Raw genomic sequence first — 15,476 nt, 5'->3', positions numbered from 1 at the left:
TGCGCCCGGGCCTCGTCCCCGGACCGCGAATCAGCACCATAGCGCTTGCGCGAATCGGCGTGAAGAATCAATCAGCGCAAAAATAAAGCCGGGCGAAAAGTCAATCGCCCGGCTTCAATATCTAGTGGCAAGTTTCGCCGTGGTTAATAGCGGTAGTGTTCCGGCTTGAACGGTCCCTGCGGAGTGACGCCGATATAGGCGGCCTGTTCGCCGGACAGTTCGGTCAGGCGGGCACCGAGCTTGTCGAGATGCAGGCGCGCGACCTTTTCGTCGAGATGCTTCGGCAGGACATAGACCTGGTTCTCGTACTGACCGGGCTTGGTGTACAGCTCGATCTGGGCCAACACCTGATTGGTGAAGGACGCCGACATGACGAAGCTCGGATGGCCGGTGGCGTTGCCGAGGTTGAGCAGACGGCCTTCCGACAAAAGGATCATCCGCTTGCCGTCCGGGAAGGTGATCATGTCCACCTGAGGCTTGATGTTGGTCCACTTCAGGTTGCGCAGCGAGGCCACCTGGATCTCGTTGTCGAAGTGACCGATGTTGCCGACGATCACCATGTCCTTCATCAGGCGCATGTGGTCGAGGGTAACGACGTCCTTGTTGCCGGTGGTGGTGATGACGATGTCGGCCGTCGGCGCCGCGTCTTCGAGCGTGACCACCTCGAAACCGTCCATCGCCGCCTGCAGCGCGCAGATCGGATCGACCTCGGTGACCTTGACGCGGGCGCCGGCGCCCTTGAGCGAAGCCGACGAGCCCTTGCCGACGTCGCCATAGCCGCAGACAACCGCGACCTTGCCAGCCATCATCGTGTCGGTGCCGCGGCGAATGCCGTCGACAAGTGATTCCTTGCAGCCATATTTGTTGTCGAATTTCGACTTGGTGACGGAATCATTTACGTTGATCGCCGGGAACGGCAGCAGGCCTTTTTTCTGCAACTGATAGAGCCGGTTGACGCCGGTCGTCGTCTCTTCGGTGACGCCGCGGATCGCTTCCTTCTGCTTGGTGAAGAAGCCGGGCGATGCCTGCATGCGCTTCTTGATCTGGGCAAACAGGATCTCTTCCTCTTCGCTGCCCGGATTGGACAGCACATCCTCGCCGGCCTCGGCGCGGGCGCCGATCAGGATGTACATGGTGGCATCGCCACCGTCATCGAGGATCATGTTGGAGGTGCCGCCATCGGCCCACTGGAAGATCTTGTCGGTGTAGACCCAATAATCCTCCAGCGTCTCGCCCTTGACGGCAAACACCGGAATTCCGGCCTCGGCAATGGCCGCGGCAGCGTGGTCCTGGGTCGAGAAGATATTGCAGGAAGCCCAGCGGATGTCGGCGCCGAGCGCTTTCAGCGTTTCGATCAGCACCGCCGTCTGGATGGTCATGTGCAGCGAACCGGTGATGCGCGCGCCCTTGAGCGGCTTCTTGTCGCCGAATTCCTCGCGGCAGGCCATCAGGCCGGGCATTTCGGTTTCGGCGATCTCGATCTCCTTGCGGCCCCAGCCGGCAAGCGCGATGTCAGCGACCACATAGTCCTTGCTACCCGTCATGGCAGTGCTCCGATGCGAATTGATTGCGGGACGCGCCCGCCCCGAAGGCATTTCGGAGGGCGCGAGTTGCCGGCCTGACTAGCAGATCGGGAGTGGGACGACAATGGGATATAAAGAAATCTTTATCCGTGCATGTCTTCAGCGGCGGCGGCCATGAGAGCGCGCAGAAGGGGTGCTGTCCAAGGTGGCCGTCCCTCAGACCTCAGATCGGCAACACTTTCAAAGCCGGAAACAAAAACCCGCCTCGGCGGGCGGGTCTTCGGGGCCAATTGGCACTATAGCGAAATTAGTAGCATAGCTGCCGGCACAAAGCAAGAACAAAATACGCGACGGTCGCGCAAAAATGCGATTTCCTTCACCGCCGCAAGGTTGCGCCCGAACATGCCGTAGCAGGTGCCGTCGGCGAAGCCGTCAGCACTCCTCGCCGAAACGGGAAGCAACCAGTTGCTCCAGCGCATCGATCACCTCTTCGGCCTCCGGGCCGGTGGCGGTGACGCGTATCGAATAACCGGGGCTCGCCGCCAGCATCATCAGGCCCATGATCGAGGTGCCGCCGACCTTGACACCGTCCTTCTCGACCTGGACCGTGGCGTTGAAGCCGCTGGCGATTTGAACGAACTTGGCCGAGGCGCGCGCATGCAGGCCGCGCTGGTTGACGATTGGAAAGTCGCGAACGATCTTGTCCTTTTCCGGCAACAGCGCGCTCATTTGCTGCTCAGGAGTTGACTGGCGACATTGATGTATTTGCGGCCGGCAGCCTGCGCCTCATCCAGCGCGGCCGTCATGTTGTCGCCCTTGCGAACGCTGGACAGCTTGATCAGCATCGGCAGGTTCATGCCGGCAATGACCTCGATACGCCCGGATTCCATCACGGAAATGGCGAGGTTAGAGGGCGTGCCGCCGAACATGTCGGTCAAAACGATGACGCCTGATCCCGTATCGACGCGGCCGACTGCCTCGATAATGTCGCGGCGGCGCTGTTCCATATCGTCGTCGGCACCGATCGCCACGGTCTCGAAATTGTCTTGTGGCCCAACGACATGTTCCACGGCATTGCGGAACTCGGCGGCCAGTTGACCGTGCGTTACAAGCACGAGTCCGATCATTCTTTGGTGGCTCCCGTCATCGCCGCTTCACAGGCGCATTTTATGCTCGCCGACCGTTCCAGGTGGCGGGAGCGCTATCTTGTCGACGCAAGGCCCGTTGACAAGCCCAAAATTGCGCCGGCCCAAGCCAATTTGACGCATTGCAGCAAAAAATCGAAATCGGATCACAGGAAAGGCGCAATCGACAGGCGCGACATCACTGCCGGCAAGGCCGCCGCTACATTGCGCCCGGCAAGATCGATGCGCGGCACTGGTACGCCGACAACGAGTTCGCTGCAGTCTTCCTGGAAGCGGGCCATTTTGCCGGCTGGCACCAGCCGGATAATGAGGTCGATCACGCAGCTTGGCTCGAACCGTATCGGTTTGGGGCCGAATCCCGGCACCTCGACGAGGCCGGCTATGCTGGCTGGTGCGCGGCAGACCAGCCGCCCGTCGCAATCTGCAGCATAGAGCTGGTCATCGCCGATCAGCCGGGAAAACAGCTCACGCTGGCTGCAATGATCGATCAGGGCGAGCGCCAGCGTCGTCTTGCCCAAACCGGACGGTCCGGTGATGAGAATGCCGCGATCACCTATCAGGATCGCGGTGCCGTGAATATTTTCAGGCTGCACAATAGGACCAGGCGTGATTGGAATTCATCCGTCAGCCTTCCGCCGGCAGCGTCACCACGAAGCGCGCGCCCTTGATCTCGCCAGGCTTGGTGCCCGGGATGTTCTCGGCGCTCAGCGTGCCGCCATGGGCTTCAACGATCTGCCTGGATATCGACAGGCCAAGGCCCGAGTTCTGACCGAACGCCTCGCCGGCCGGCCGATCGGTATAGAACCGCTCGAAAATGCGATCGATGTTATCGGCCCGGATACCGGGTCCATTGTCGTCGATGGTGACGATGTTGAACTTGCCGGCGCGCGCCAGCGATATGGTGATGTGGCCACGTTCCTCGGGAACGAACGAGCGGGCATTCTCGATCAGGTTGGTGATCACCTGGCCGATCCTCAGATCATGACCGACGACGAAGTAGCCTTTCACGCCCTGTGGCAGTTTGGCGACCTTGAATTCGATCTCGACCGCCTTCTTGTTGCGCGTGGCCTCGCGCGAGACGGCGACCAGATCGGTGATGAACTTCTTGAGGTCGACGGTTCCCGCATCTTCCCGCGCCAGCTCGGCATCGAGACGGGAGGCATCGGAAATATCGGTGATGAGACGGTCAAGCCGCCTCACATCGTGCTGGATGATATCCATCAGCCGGCTGCGCGAATTGTCGTTCCTGGCCAGCGGCAATGTCTCCACCGCGCTGCGCAGCGAGGTAAGCGGGTTCTTCAACTCGTGCGAGACATCCGCGGCAAAACTTTCGATCGCCTCGATGCGGGCGTAGAGCGCATTGGTCATGTCGCGCACGGCGATCGACAGATTGCCGATCTCGTCCTGGCGGTCGGAGAAGTCGGGGATTTCCTCGCGGTTCTTGACGCCGCGGCGAACCCTGACGGCCGCCGCGGAAAGCCGGCGCAGCGGGTTGGCGATGGTGGAGGCCAGCAGCATCGACAGGATGGCGGTAACCAGGGCGGCAATGCCGAACACGCGCAGGATCGCCTTGCGCTCGGCCGCGACGATCTTGTCGATGTCGCCGCCTTCGGTCGACAGCATCAGCACGCCGAGAACGGCACGGAAGCGCTGGATCGGTACCGCCACTGAAACGATCTGCTCGCCCTGCTCCGAGATCCGCACGATCGTCGACGGGCTGCCGGTAAGCGCCTTGACCACTTCCGGAAACGCGGCGCCGTTGCCACCCGGCTGCTCGCGATAGACGGGCAGCTGCTTGTTGCGGAAGAAATCGAAGACGAATTTCTGGATGCGCTCCAGAAGGTCTGGCTGTTCCTCTTCGACCGGCGGCAGGTCGTAGCGAAGGATCTGGCCGCGCGAATAGAGATGGCGGGAATCGAGCAGCAGGTTGGCGTCGCGGTCGTAAATGCGGGCGCGTGTGCGCGTCGGCGAGATCAACCGCCTGAGCACCGGCGCCACGCGCTCCGGATTGATCGGGAAATCGAGATTGTCGAGCTGATCGGAACCCGGGCCGAGGCTTTCGCCGGCCTGCAACTCGAGCAGCTTCTCCGGATCGATGCTGATCGAATCGGTCTCGACCGTCGCCGAGGCGGCGATCGCGCCGGCGATGATCTCGCCTTGAGTCATCAGGCTCTCGACACGGGCGTCGATCAGCCCGTCGCGAAAGGTATTGAGATAGAGAATGCCGGTGACCAGGACGGCAAGGCCGGCAAGGTTGAGAAAGAGGATACGCCGCGTCAGGCTGGAAAAGATGTGATGGCCGAGAAACCGGCGCATCGGCACCGTAATTTTCGACACGAAGGCGGGCAGAATCCGCGGCGGGCGCCTGGCGGCGCCCGACCGTCTCACTCGCTCTACTTGCACTGCCATCGAATAGCAGCTCCCGCTCGACTCAAGCTTCGCGGAACCGATATCCGACTCCGTAAAGGGTTTCGATCATTTCGAAGTCATCATCGACGGCCTTGAACTTTTTGCGCAGCCGCTTGATGTGACTGTCGATGGTGCGGTCATCGACATAGACCTGCTCATCATAAGCCGAATCCATCAGCGCATCACGGCTTTTTACGACCCCCGGACGCTGTGCCAGCGAATGCAGGATGAGGAACTCGGTGACGGTAAGCGTCACCGGCTCGCCCTTCCAGGTGCAGGTGTGGCGCTCCTGGTCCATGACAAGCTGGCCGCGCTCAAGCGACCGGGCCTGCTGGTTGGGCGCCTTGGCCGCCGCCTCGCGGGTGCTGGCGCGGCGCAGCACGGCGCGGACGCGCTCCACCAGAAGACGCTGCGAGAAGGGTTTGCGGATGAAGTCGTCGGCGCCCATCTTGAGGCCGAACAGTTCATCGATCTCATCGTCCTTGGAGGTCAGGAAGATTACTGGCAGGTCGGATTTCTGACGCATCCGGCGCAGCAACTCCATGCCGTCCATGCGCGGCATCTTGATGTCAAGGATGGCGAGGTTCGGCGGGCGCGCCGCCAGTCCCTCCAGCGCCGATGCCCCATCCGTGTAGGTTTCGACCCGATAACCCTCGGATTCGAGGGCGATCGAAACCGAAGTCAGAATGTTGCGATCGTCGTCGACAAGCGCGATTGTTGCCATTTCAAGCGGCTCCCTCATGAGCTGTCCCTTCTTTCGTCGAGAAGGGGCTTTTGCAGGACAAATTAGGTACAAAATGTGGCACAGGCTGTATCCGCTGTCACGCGCGGCATGTCGACGGCTACAATTGTACCTCGATATGGATTGGACGAATGAACATCGCCAATCCTTTGGGCAACCATCAGTGTTTTTGCACATATAAACGATTTAAACAACTTTCAAAATATTTAAATCGATTAATGATTTGATATCATTCGCCTTTTCTGGTTTTGACGTTTTTAGCTCCTGCAATGGGGGTTCCGGAATTCGCCGGTAAAGACGCGGTAAATCGAAGAAGGGACACCCATGTCGGAAGCCGGCAAACGCAATCCTGCATGTGCAATCGATCGCATCGGCCTGAGAACCACGGGCGTGGTACGCTATAATTTCGGCGCGGCCGCGCTCTACGAGGAGGCAATCCGCCGTGGCGAGGCCCGACTCACCGCGCATGGCGCGCTTGCCGCCGAGACCGGGCAGCACACCGGCCGCTCGCCCAGGGACAAATTCGTGGTGCGCGACGAAAGCACCGCGCCGCATATATGGTGGGACAACAACAAAGCGATTTCGCCGATCCAGTTCGATACGCTGCTTGCCGATTTTCGCGCCCACGCGGCTGGAAAGGACCTTTATGTGCAGGACCTGGTCGGCGGCGCCGACGAGGAACTGAAGCTGCCGACCAGGGTGATCACGGAGCTTGCCTGGCACTCCTTGTTCATCCGCAATCTGCTCATCCGACCGGCCGCCGCCGAACTCGAGCATTTCATGCCCGATTTGACGATCATCGACCTGCCGTCGTTTCGCGCCGATCCCGCCCGCCACGGCACGCGCGGCGAAACGGTGATTGCCGTCGATCTTTCGCACATGATCGTGTTGATCGGCGGTACCTCGTATGCCGGTGAGATGAAGAAGTCGGTGTTCACCGTGCTCAACTATCTGCTGCCGGCAAAGGGTGTGATGCCGATGCACTGCTCGGCCAATGAAGGGCCCTTCGGCGACGCGGCCGTTTTCTTCGGCCTTTCCGGGACCGGCAAGACGACGTTGTCGGCCGACCCGTCGCGCACGCTGGTCGGCGACGACGAGCATGGCTGGGGACCGCACGGCATCTTCAATTTCGAGGGCGGCTGCTATGCCAAGACGATCAAGCTTTCGGCCGAAGCCGAGCCGGAGATCTTCGCCACCACCCAGCGCTTCGGCACGGTGCTGGAGAATGTGGCGCTCGACGCAGGCCGCGTGCCGGATTTCGACGATGGCGGGCTGACCGAAAACACACGCTGCGCCTACCCGCTCCACTTCATCCCCAATGCCAGCAAGACGGGGCGCGCCAGCCACCCGAAGAACATCATCATGCTGACCGCCGACGCATTCGGTGTGATGCCGCCGATCGCGCGGTTGACCCCGGCGCAGGCCATGTACCATTTCCTCTCCGGCTATACCGCCAAGGTGGCGGGGACCGAGAAGGGCGTTACGGAACCCGAAGCGACATTTTCGACATGCTTCGGCGCACCGTTCATGCCGCGGCATCCGTCGGAATACGGCAATCTGCTGCGCGAGCTCATCGCCCGCCACGGCGTCGATTGCTGGCTGGTCAACACCGGCTGGACCGGCGGCGCCTACGGCACCGGCAAGCGAATGCCGATCAAAGCAACGCGGGCGCTGCTTGCGGCGGCGCTCGACGGCTCGCTGAAAGCGGCCGACTTCCGCACCGACGCCAATTTCGGTTTCGACGTACCGGTGACGGTTGCCGGCGTCGACCGCGCCATTCTCGACCCTAGATCGACCTGGATCGACAAGCCCGCCTACGACCGGCAGGCGGCAAGGCTGGTCGGCATGTTCGTCGACAATTTCGAAAAGTTCGAAGCCCATGTCGACGCCACCGTGCTCGGCGCCGCACCACGCATGCAGGTAGCGGCTGAATAGCCGTCGCCCCTGGTGATGCTTCAAGGCCCGGCTTCGATCGGGCCTTTTCTTTTTTCGCCTGCCGCGCCATGAGTGCGGCATGAACGCCGACGACAAGATCATCATTACCGACGATGCGGTGATTAATCCGGGCGACCTGCACGAGGACTTCATCCGTTCGTCCGGCCCGGGCGGCCAGAACGTCAACAAGGTGGCGACGGCAGTGCAATTGCGCTTCGATGCCGCCAATGCGGCTGGCCTGTCGGAGCGGGTGCGCGAACGGACCATCAAGCTTGCCGGCCAGCGCGCCACCAAGGACGGCGTCATCGTCATCGAAGCCGGACGCTTCCGCACCCAGGAGCAGAACCGGGCGGACGCCCGGGCGCGGCTGACGGCACTGGTCGCCAAGGCCGCCGAACCACCACCGCCGCCGCGCAAGAAGACCAGGCCGTCTAAAGGCGCGGTCGAAAGACGGCTCAAGAGCAAGGCCGGGCGCGGCTCGATCAAGAAACTGCGCGGCCGGGTCGGGGATGAGTGACAGCCGAAGCGGCTTCGGATCTCAGATCGCCGGTTAAAGCGCGCAGCCACCGTCGGAGGCGGCTTTCGGGTCGCCGTTTTCATTTGACGGTGGCATTCTGATTTCTCCAGACCAACGGATTAAGCGACGCGATGCTCGTACTGCCCAAAGGCGTCCGCCATATGCCCGGCTACCTGTCGCGCGCCATGCAGGAAGTGCTGGTGGAAGATATCAGGCAGGTCGTGCAGAACGCGCCGCTGTTCGTGCCGGCGATGCCGCGTACCGGCAAGGAGATGAGCGTGCGCATGACCAATTGCGGTCCGCTGGGCTGGGTCACCGACAAGGAGCACGGCTATCGCTACCAGCCGACCCACCCGGTGACCGGAAGGCCTTGGCCGCCGATCCCGGAGATGCTGCTCGAACTGTGGCGGGATGTATCTGCCTATGCGCACCTGCCGGAAGCCTGCCTGGTCAATTTCTATTCGCAGGATGCCAAGATGGGTCTTCACCAGGACCGCGACGAGAGCGATTTCTCCGCGCCTGTCGTCTCGGTGTCGCTCGGCGACGATTGCCTGTTCCGGGTCGGCCAGACGACGCGCGACGGCGCCACCAAATCGTTCAGGCTGAGGAGCGGCGACGTCGTCGTGCTTGGCGGCGAAGGGCGGCTCTGCTTTCACGGCGTCGACCGTATCTACCCGTCGACCTCGGCATTGCTCAGGAGTGGCGGCCGCATCAATCTGACGCTGCGACGGGTGACGATGCCGAAATAGGCTGTTCAGGTGGCCGGCGGCCCGGGCGGACATAATCGTCGCGCAGATAGATGCGCTCGGTCTCGTCCTCGATAAGAATGCGGTAGTGCGCCAGGATGGCGTCAAAGCCAAAATGCCCCATCAGTTGGCTTGTCCACATCGTGTTGTTTTTCTTGAAGACGACGATATCCGGGCGCAGACGCACGAACTCTTCGCGTTTGCTTTCGACGTAGCGCGCCATGATGGCTCGGTAACGCATGGCTTCGGCGGTGTCACCCGAGAGAGCTGCCTGCCGGGACAGGGAAAGTGCGAACGCTCCAAGCCAATCGCTGACGTGGGTCGAAACGAACTGCCCATCGATCATACGGTTCAACGGATGTCCCGAGGAAATATCCGAACTAACCAACGCTACGGTCGGCCGATCGGTGGCGGCGCGAATTGCAGCAACCAGCGCCGGCCCTGGTTTCTGGGTGCTCCAGTACGGCAAGAAAGCGATTGCCACCGCCGCCAATGCCCAAGCTCGCGAAGGAGCCGTCACGAACGTCAACAGCTTCGACGGCCGCTGCACGATCCTGGGCAGTGCCAACAGGCAGAAAATGGCTGCCACAGCGCAAAAGATCGCGGGATAGGCATGATAAGACCAGCCTTTGGCTTGGTAGAACAGGGGAAACATGCCGGCGATCGATGCAGCCAACGCTACCGCCGCCAGCTCTGGAAACTGTCTGGCAGGCCACAGCCACCAGATCAGGAAGACAAGGAAACACCACGAGAAACCGTAGCCGATCACAATCGGCCAAAAGATGCCGATCTTTGCATAAACGTCCGCCAAGAGGGGATAGATGTCGCGCACGAATTCCGGATGGATCAGCGTGACCGTGCCGAGATAGACAACGCAGATGCCGCCAATGACCCAGTGTTCCAGGGCGAAGATCGATTTCAGACTGCGCCGGCGCACTGCAACGACCAGCGCCGGCGCCAACACCATGATCGCATAGTAGGGCTTGACCAGCAGCAGAATGCTGCCCGACAGGCCGGCGAGGACGGCGAGCCCGGGGTCTGGTTGGGCAGCTGCATCTCTGCGCGCGCGCCAGGCATGAAGCGCAAGCAGCGGCATGAAAAGTGCCATGCCGATATGCTCCCGCTCGCTGAAGGCATTTCCGGGGAAGACCACCAACATTGCGCAAAACGCTGGCCCCAGTGCAAACAATGATGCAGTTTCAGTGAAACCCGCACGCTTGACGATCACGCCCGAGAGCGAAAGTCCGATAAGCACGGCAAGGTATGTCCAGGCCTCAACCAGGATTTCCGGGGCGGTGCCCAGCCATCTGGCCGCAGCCACTGGCGGCAGATAGAGCCAGACGCTGAATGGGGGATTGGTCTCGTAGATTTGCGAGTAAAGCCGCTCACCGGACAGCATACGCTCGCAGACCGTGATCAGCCAGCTAGTGTCGGGAACAGTCCCCCAACGTCGCTGCCAGAAGATCGAGAAGACGGTGACTGCGGCAATGGCCAGGACATTGCGGCTAGGAAGCAGCGACGCCGCAATATCCCGGTCGCGCCAGCGGCTCAAGCCGCCAATGTCGTTCGAGACGCTCATGCTGTTGCACCGAGGCTCTCGAGATCGAGCCATATGTCGTCCAGTGGAGCGATTGGATCCAGCCGTGTCATGGGTTTCCGGGGGCTCCTGCTCTATCGGTTTGGAGCGGCGCAGGCGCCGTGTAACGCAGATAGACAGTGATTTCCGGCTCGGCGTGCAGCAGACGATAGTCGGCCAAGGCGACCTGGATCCGCTTGTCCTGCAGCATCAGGGCAGTCCACGCCGGCGAGCCTGACAGCACGATATCGGGCTTCTTCGCTGATATCTCGGCGGCGTTTTCGCCGATCACCCGATCGCGGATGCTTTCAAGTTCCGGTCTCCGTTCGAGATCGCCGGTGACGCGGGCGAGCGTGTCCGCGTTGGAGACCGCCCAGGCGCTCGGATGGCGTGATATGAACCTGCCGCCGACCAGCCTGGCGAGGGGATGGGCAACCTGCATCTGGTCGGCAATCGACATGACGGTCGGGGTTTCGACCGTTGCGCGGATCGCGGCGACAGACCGGGCGATCGGGCCGTTATCCGTCGTCAGCGCCGCGTACTGTGCCCTGACCGCTATTTGCAGCACCAGCACGCAGCCGAAGATCAGGGCGGCCTTGCGAACGAAGCCTGCACTGCCGAATGTGCCGAACCGCACAAGCTGGATGCCAAATGCAAGTGTCGCAACAACGACCATCGGCAGCGCGTGATTGGGCCAACCCTTGCCCATGACGATGAAGGCCGGAATGAACCCCAGGGCGGTCAGGAGCGGAATCCTGACGTCCCAGTTCGTCTTTCTCAGGCCGCCGGCCGCAAGCACGGTGGCGGCGGCCAGAAGCAGCACCACTTTCGGCCAGTTTGCCAGCATATCGGCGGCAGAGGCCCTCAACGGAAGATAGACCTCCCTGACCAAGGGCAGGACGTCGCTGACGTAAGCGCGGTCGAAGAGCGCGATGGACGCTATATAGGCGGCCACGATCGCAGCGCCCACCAGGTTCTCTGCGACGAAGAGCGGTCTCAGCGACCGCCTTTCAAGCGCAAGACAGAGCGACGGCAACATGAAGGCCAGCACAAAATAGGGCGGCTTGACCATGACCACGACCGCCGCGCCGAAACCCGCGACCATGTGCTCCAGGCGCGAGCCCGCGCTGAAATCCAGGTTCCGCTGACGTGTGCATTGCAACGCCACCCAAGGCAGAATGGCAATCAATGCGAAGTGCTCGCGTTGGCCGAATTGATCCGGCATGAAACACAGGATCAAAAACAGGGCCGCGGCTGCCGCCCACAGCGCATGGGGCTGCCGGTAGACCGGTTCATCGCGCGCGAGAATGCGGACGGAAACGAAAAGACTGGCCAGGCTCAGGCAAACGACGCCAAGCGTCAGCCAGAATTCCGCACGCATGCCAGTGAGCTTTTCCAGGAGCATGAACGGCATGTAGAGCCAGATCGAGAAAGGGGGGTTGGTCTCCACGATGTCGGTGTTGAGCCGCTCTCCGCCAAGCAGGCGGTCGCAGACGACCAGAAGCCATGACACGTCAACATTGGTCGGAATTGCAACGGTCGATAGCCAGACGGCGTATGTGACGACCAGACTGGCCAGCAGCAACGGAGCACCCGCTACGCCCACGAAGGGCGAGAAGCGGTTGGCGCCGGGCAGCAGTTCACTGAGGGATCGCGCGCTAGAGACCACGAAACACCCACCGCCCAAGTACGACATAGTTGATGACCGGCACGGCAATGCAGGTGAGCAGGATCGGGATTGCAGCAGGGATGCCGAGCATCTGGGTCAAAAGCCCCGGCAGGGCGATCGCGACGGCGAGGCCGGAAGCGGTGAGCAGGAGGAAGCGGGGCAATTCCATAGCGTGGCTGCCGCCCGAGGTGAACGTGAAATATTTATGCCCGGTGTAGGAGAACAGCGCGGCGACGGCGTAGGCCGCAAACGATGTGAGCGCCGCCGGCAGGGCCGCCGTTGCCTGTCCACGCGACAGCAGAAAAGCGCAAACGGCGTAGATCAGCGTCGACGCGATGCCAATCAGCGCAAAGCGCGATAGTCGACGATACGAGCCAGTGCCCATGACGCGGTCAAGCTGCCAATTTCTCGTCGGGGCGAGCGGTTTCGACGGCGCTGTCCTTGCGGAATACCGCCAGCAGCGAAACCCCGAAGGGCAAGCTTGCATTTGGTATGATGCGGCCTTCCGCCGAAAACACTGCCTTCATCGCCGCATTCAGTGGTTTTGGCGGCGTGGCATGGCCAGCTGGCAAGGCCGACTTGCGCAACCTGTCCACCAGTCGTGCCAGCACCGCTACCGGGAAGAGCGCGGCATTTGTGTAGCTCAGCCGGTCGATCGCGAAACCAGCCTTTTCAATTCGTTCACGCAGCAGATTGCGTGAATAGCGCCGCATGTGATGCAGCCCAACATCATGCGTGCTCCACAGCCATTGGTGTGCGGGCACAGTGAGGACGACACTGCCGCCCGGTTTCAGCACTTGGCGGATCGCGGCAAGCGACGCCTCGTCTTCGGCGACATGCTCCAGCACGTCGAACAGGCAGACGAGGTCGCAGCTTTGCGGCGCGACAGGAATGTTGTCCGGCAGATGGCCGGCGAGGAAGTCGCGGCCGGTCTTTTCCCAGGCAATCCTGCGCGCGAGATCGCTCATCTCGACTGCCGTCACTGCGCCGAACTGCTCCAGCATCCGGATGTTGCCGCCGGTGCCGGCGCCGATCTCTACGATGCGCGCGTTTTCAGGCAGGCCGATGCTGCGAATGACCGCCTCGGCGATGGCGCGACGCCCGCAGAACCACCAATGCTCGTCTTCGGTGGCGGCCATCTGTCGGTAAGCGTCGATCTCCATCAGCTCATTCCCTCATATTTGCGGCGCACGATATAGATCGGACGCTGCTTGATCTCGGCGTAGACCCTGCCGAGGTATTGTCCGATGATGCCGATGCCGAGTAACTGGATGCCGCCAAGGAAAAGAACACTGACCAGCAGGGAGGCGTAGCCGGGCACATCAACGCCAAAGATCATTGTCTTGGCGACGATCAGCAGGCCGTAGAGGAACGACAGCGCGGAAATCGTCGCGCCGACATAGGTCCAGATTTCAAGCGGAGCGGTGGAGAAGCTGGTGATGCCTTCGAGCGCGAAGTTCCACAGCTTCCAGCCGGAGAATTTCGACTGGCCGGCGATGCGCTGATCGCGGACATATTCGACGCTTGCGGTACGGAACCCGACCCAGGCGAACAGGCCCTTCATGAAACGACGGCGTTCGGGCAAAGACCGCAGCGCCTGGATGACCTGGCGGTCGATCAAACGGAAGTCGCCGACATCGTGCGGGATCTTCTGCTGCGCGATCCAGTTGTGAACGCGGTAGAACATCGAGGCGGAGCGCTGCTTGAGAAAGCTGTCGCTCGACCGATTGGCTCGCTTGGCCAGAACAACCTCAAAACCCTCGCGCCACTTTTCCACAAGCAGCGGAATGACATGCGGCGGATCCTGCATATCGACATCCATCGGGATCGCTGCATCGGCATCGCAGCTGTCGAGCCCCGCGGTCATCGCGGCTTCCTTGCCGAAATTGCGTGAAAGGTCGATTACGTGGATGCGTGGATCGGTTTGTTGGGCTTCGATCAGCTTTTCGAGCGTCGTATCGCTGCTGCCGTCGTTGACGAAGATGAACTCGAGGGCAACGCCTTTGTCCTTCAGCGGCGCGGTGCTTTCGCATACCGCCTTCAGGAATGGAGCAATTGCGCCTTCCTCATTGTGGACAGGCACGATCAAGGCAATCGTTGCGCCGCCGCTGCCCGGACGTGCGATGCGGTCAGCTGCCGGCCGATCGATGTTTAGGAATGGCGCATTCATTTGTTTGCCGAGCCCGCAGATCAGGCCCGACAATAGAAAGACTGGGTTAAGATGACTTTAAGGAATGTCCCGGGATTTCACAGTTTCCTGAGCGCCACTTCCTCGACCAGATGGTTGGCGCCCTTGCGCAGGATGAGATCGGCTCGGGCGCGGGTCGGCAATATATTCTCGCGCAGATTCTTAAGGTTGATGTTGGTCCACAGACCCTCGGCGATGGCGCGGGCCGCATCCTCGGAAAGTTGCGAATAGCGGTGAAAGAAGGAGGCCGGGTCGCGGAAGGCGGTTTCGCGCAACCGCATGAAGCGGGCGATATACCAGTGATGGATCAGCGCCTCCTCGGCATCGATGTAGATGGCAAAGTCGAAGAAATCCGACAGGAAAGGCACGATCTTGCCGTCCTTCGGCAGCTTGCCCGGCTGCAGGACATTAATGCCTTCGAAGATCAGGATGTCGGGCCGGTCGATGGTCTGGAACGCGCCCGGAATGACGTCATAGGTCAGGTGCGAATAGACCGGCGCGCGGACGTTGCGCTGCGCCGATTTGATGCCGGACAGGAAGCGCAGCAGCGCGCCGACGTCGTAGCTGTCCGGAAAGCCCTTGCGCTCCATCAGGTTGTTGCGGCGCAGGACTTCGTTCGGCAGCAGGAAACCGTCGGTGGTGACCAGGTCGACCTTGGGACTCGACGGCCAGCGCGCCAGCAGCTCCTTCAGCACGCGCGCCGTGGTCGATTTGCCGACCGCGACGGAACCGGCAATGCCGATGATGAACGGTGTCTTGGCCGCGTCCAGCGCGTTGAAGAAGGCCTGGCGCTGCCTGAACAGGAGTTGACTGGCTTCGACATGAGCCGACAACAGCCGCGACATCGAAAGATAGATTCGCTCGACCTCGTGGAGATCGACCGGATCGTTCAGCGACCGCAGACGATGGATCTCGTCTGCGGTCAGCGTCATCGGCGTATCGGCGCGGAACCGCGACCATTGCTCGGCCGAGAAGAAACGATAGGGTGAATACTTCTCGGTAGGAGCGAGCTGGTCCATCGAGTTC

General features: G+C 61.5%; 15 protein-coding genes. 3 read left to right on the top strand and 12 right to left on the bottom strand.

The annotated features are described in order from the left end of the window. Positions 1 to 143 precede the first annotated feature (143 nt). The 6 genes from ahcY to NKH30_RS16385 form a co-directional block, all read right to left on the bottom strand. Positions 144 to 1,544, bottom strand: coding sequence for an adenosylhomocysteinase (gene ahcY / locus NKH30_RS16410; protein WP_023677552.1), 1,401 nt, complete (start codon positions 1,542 to 1,544; stop codon positions 144 to 146). Positions 1,545 to 1,955: 411 nt separating this feature from the next. Beyond that, positions 1,956 to 2,252 (bottom strand): HPr family phosphocarrier protein, encoded by a 297-nt coding sequence (locus tag NKH30_RS16405; RefSeq protein WP_023677551.1) that lies wholly within the window; start codon positions 2,250 to 2,252, stop codon positions 1,956 to 1,958. Further along, positions 2,249 to 2,650, bottom strand: coding sequence for a PTS sugar transporter subunit IIA (locus NKH30_RS16400; RefSeq protein WP_023677550.1), 402 nt, complete (start codon positions 2,648 to 2,650; stop codon positions 2,249 to 2,251). Before NKH30_RS16400 ends, NKH30_RS16405 begins: the two co-directional genes overlap by 4 nt. A 164-nt stretch (positions 2,651 to 2,814) precedes the next feature. After that, positions 2,815 to 3,261 (bottom strand): HPr kinase/phosphorylase, encoded by a 447-nt coding sequence (locus NKH30_RS16395; RefSeq protein WP_352996162.1) that lies wholly within the window; start codon positions 3,259 to 3,261, stop codon positions 2,815 to 2,817. Between the two features lie 31 nt (positions 3,262 to 3,292). After that, a complete protein-coding gene (locus tag NKH30_RS16390; protein ID WP_023677548.1) occupies positions 3,293 to 5,077 on the bottom strand; it encodes a sensor histidine kinase in 1,785 nt (594 codons plus the stop codon). Positions 5,078 to 5,099: 22 nt separating this feature from the next. Further along, a complete protein-coding gene (locus NKH30_RS16385) occupies positions 5,100 to 5,801 on the bottom strand; it encodes a response regulator transcription factor (RefSeq protein ID WP_023677547.1) in 702 nt (233 codons plus the stop codon). Positions 5,802 to 6,143: 342 nt separating this feature from the next. Here NKH30_RS16385 and NKH30_RS16380 point away from each other — a divergent pair, with 342 nt between their 5' ends. The 3 genes from NKH30_RS16380 to NKH30_RS16370 all read left to right on the top strand — a co-directional run bounded on the left by NKH30_RS16380 (position 6,144) and on the right by NKH30_RS16370 (position 9,020). Then, on the top strand, positions 6,144 to 7,754 hold the full coding sequence (locus NKH30_RS16380) for a phosphoenolpyruvate carboxykinase (RefSeq protein ID WP_352871947.1): 1,611 nt from the start codon (positions 6,144 to 6,146) through the stop codon (positions 7,752 to 7,754). A 79-nt stretch (positions 7,755 to 7,833) separates the two neighbouring features. Beyond that, positions 7,834 to 8,271: an alternative ribosome rescue aminoacyl-tRNA hydrolase ArfB gene (arfB, locus tag NKH30_RS16375; protein ID WP_023677545.1), complete on the top strand. Its 438-nt coding sequence runs from the start codon at positions 7,834 to 7,836 to the stop codon at positions 8,269 to 8,271. 131 nt (positions 8,272 to 8,402) lie between these two features. After that, positions 8,403 to 9,020 carry an alpha-ketoglutarate-dependent dioxygenase AlkB family protein gene (locus NKH30_RS16370; RefSeq protein WP_352996160.1) on the top strand — a complete coding sequence of 206 codons (618 nt, stop codon included), beginning with the start codon at positions 8,403 to 8,405 and terminating at the stop codon, positions 9,018 to 9,020. On the opposite strand, the gene NKH30_RS16365 is transcribed toward NKH30_RS16370, so the two are convergent. The 6 genes from NKH30_RS16365 to coaA all read right to left on the bottom strand — a co-directional run bounded on the left by NKH30_RS16365 (position 8,983) and on the right by coaA (position 15,469). Beyond that, the gene (locus NKH30_RS16365) at positions 8,983 to 10,596 is read right to left on the bottom strand and encodes a hypothetical protein (protein WP_352996158.1); all 1,614 of its coding nucleotides are present in this window, start codon (positions 10,594 to 10,596) and stop codon (positions 8,983 to 8,985) included. The two genes, NKH30_RS16370 and NKH30_RS16365, sit on opposite strands and share 38 nt — an antisense overlap. A 67-nt stretch (positions 10,597 to 10,663) precedes the next feature. Then, positions 10,664 to 12,262, bottom strand: a complete 1,599-nt coding sequence (locus NKH30_RS16360) for a hypothetical protein (RefSeq protein ID WP_352996156.1) — start codon at positions 12,260 to 12,262, stop codon at positions 10,664 to 10,666. After that, positions 12,252 to 12,647, bottom strand: coding sequence for a GtrA family protein (locus NKH30_RS16355; protein ID WP_352682232.1), 396 nt, complete (start codon positions 12,645 to 12,647; stop codon positions 12,252 to 12,254). The genes NKH30_RS16360 and NKH30_RS16355 overlap by 11 nt, the downstream gene beginning before the upstream one ends. 7 nt (positions 12,648 to 12,654) lie before the next feature. Further along, on the bottom strand, positions 12,655 to 13,425 hold the full coding sequence (locus NKH30_RS16350; RefSeq protein ID WP_352996153.1) for a class I SAM-dependent methyltransferase: 771 nt from the start codon (positions 13,423 to 13,425) through the stop codon (positions 12,655 to 12,657). After that, complete coding sequence (locus NKH30_RS16345) at positions 13,425 to 14,432, bottom strand: glycosyltransferase family 2 protein (RefSeq protein ID WP_352454814.1); 1,008 nt, start codon at positions 14,430 to 14,432, stop codon at positions 13,425 to 13,427. Before NKH30_RS16345 ends, NKH30_RS16350 begins: the two co-directional genes overlap by 1 nt. Positions 14,433 to 14,509: 77 nt before the next feature. Next, entirely contained in the window at positions 14,510 to 15,469 is a 960-nt protein-coding gene (gene coaA / locus NKH30_RS16340) for a type I pantothenate kinase (protein ID WP_352977525.1), read from the bottom strand. Positions 15,470 to 15,476: the final 7 nt, after the last annotated feature.

The sequence above is a fragment of the Mesorhizobium sp. M1273 genome, from assembly GCF_040318195.1.
GTDB lineage: Bacteria > Pseudomonadota > Alphaproteobacteria > Rhizobiales > Rhizobiaceae > Mesorhizobium.
Note: the sequence above shows the minus strand (reverse complement) of the source record. Positions and strands in the feature narration are given on the sequence as shown.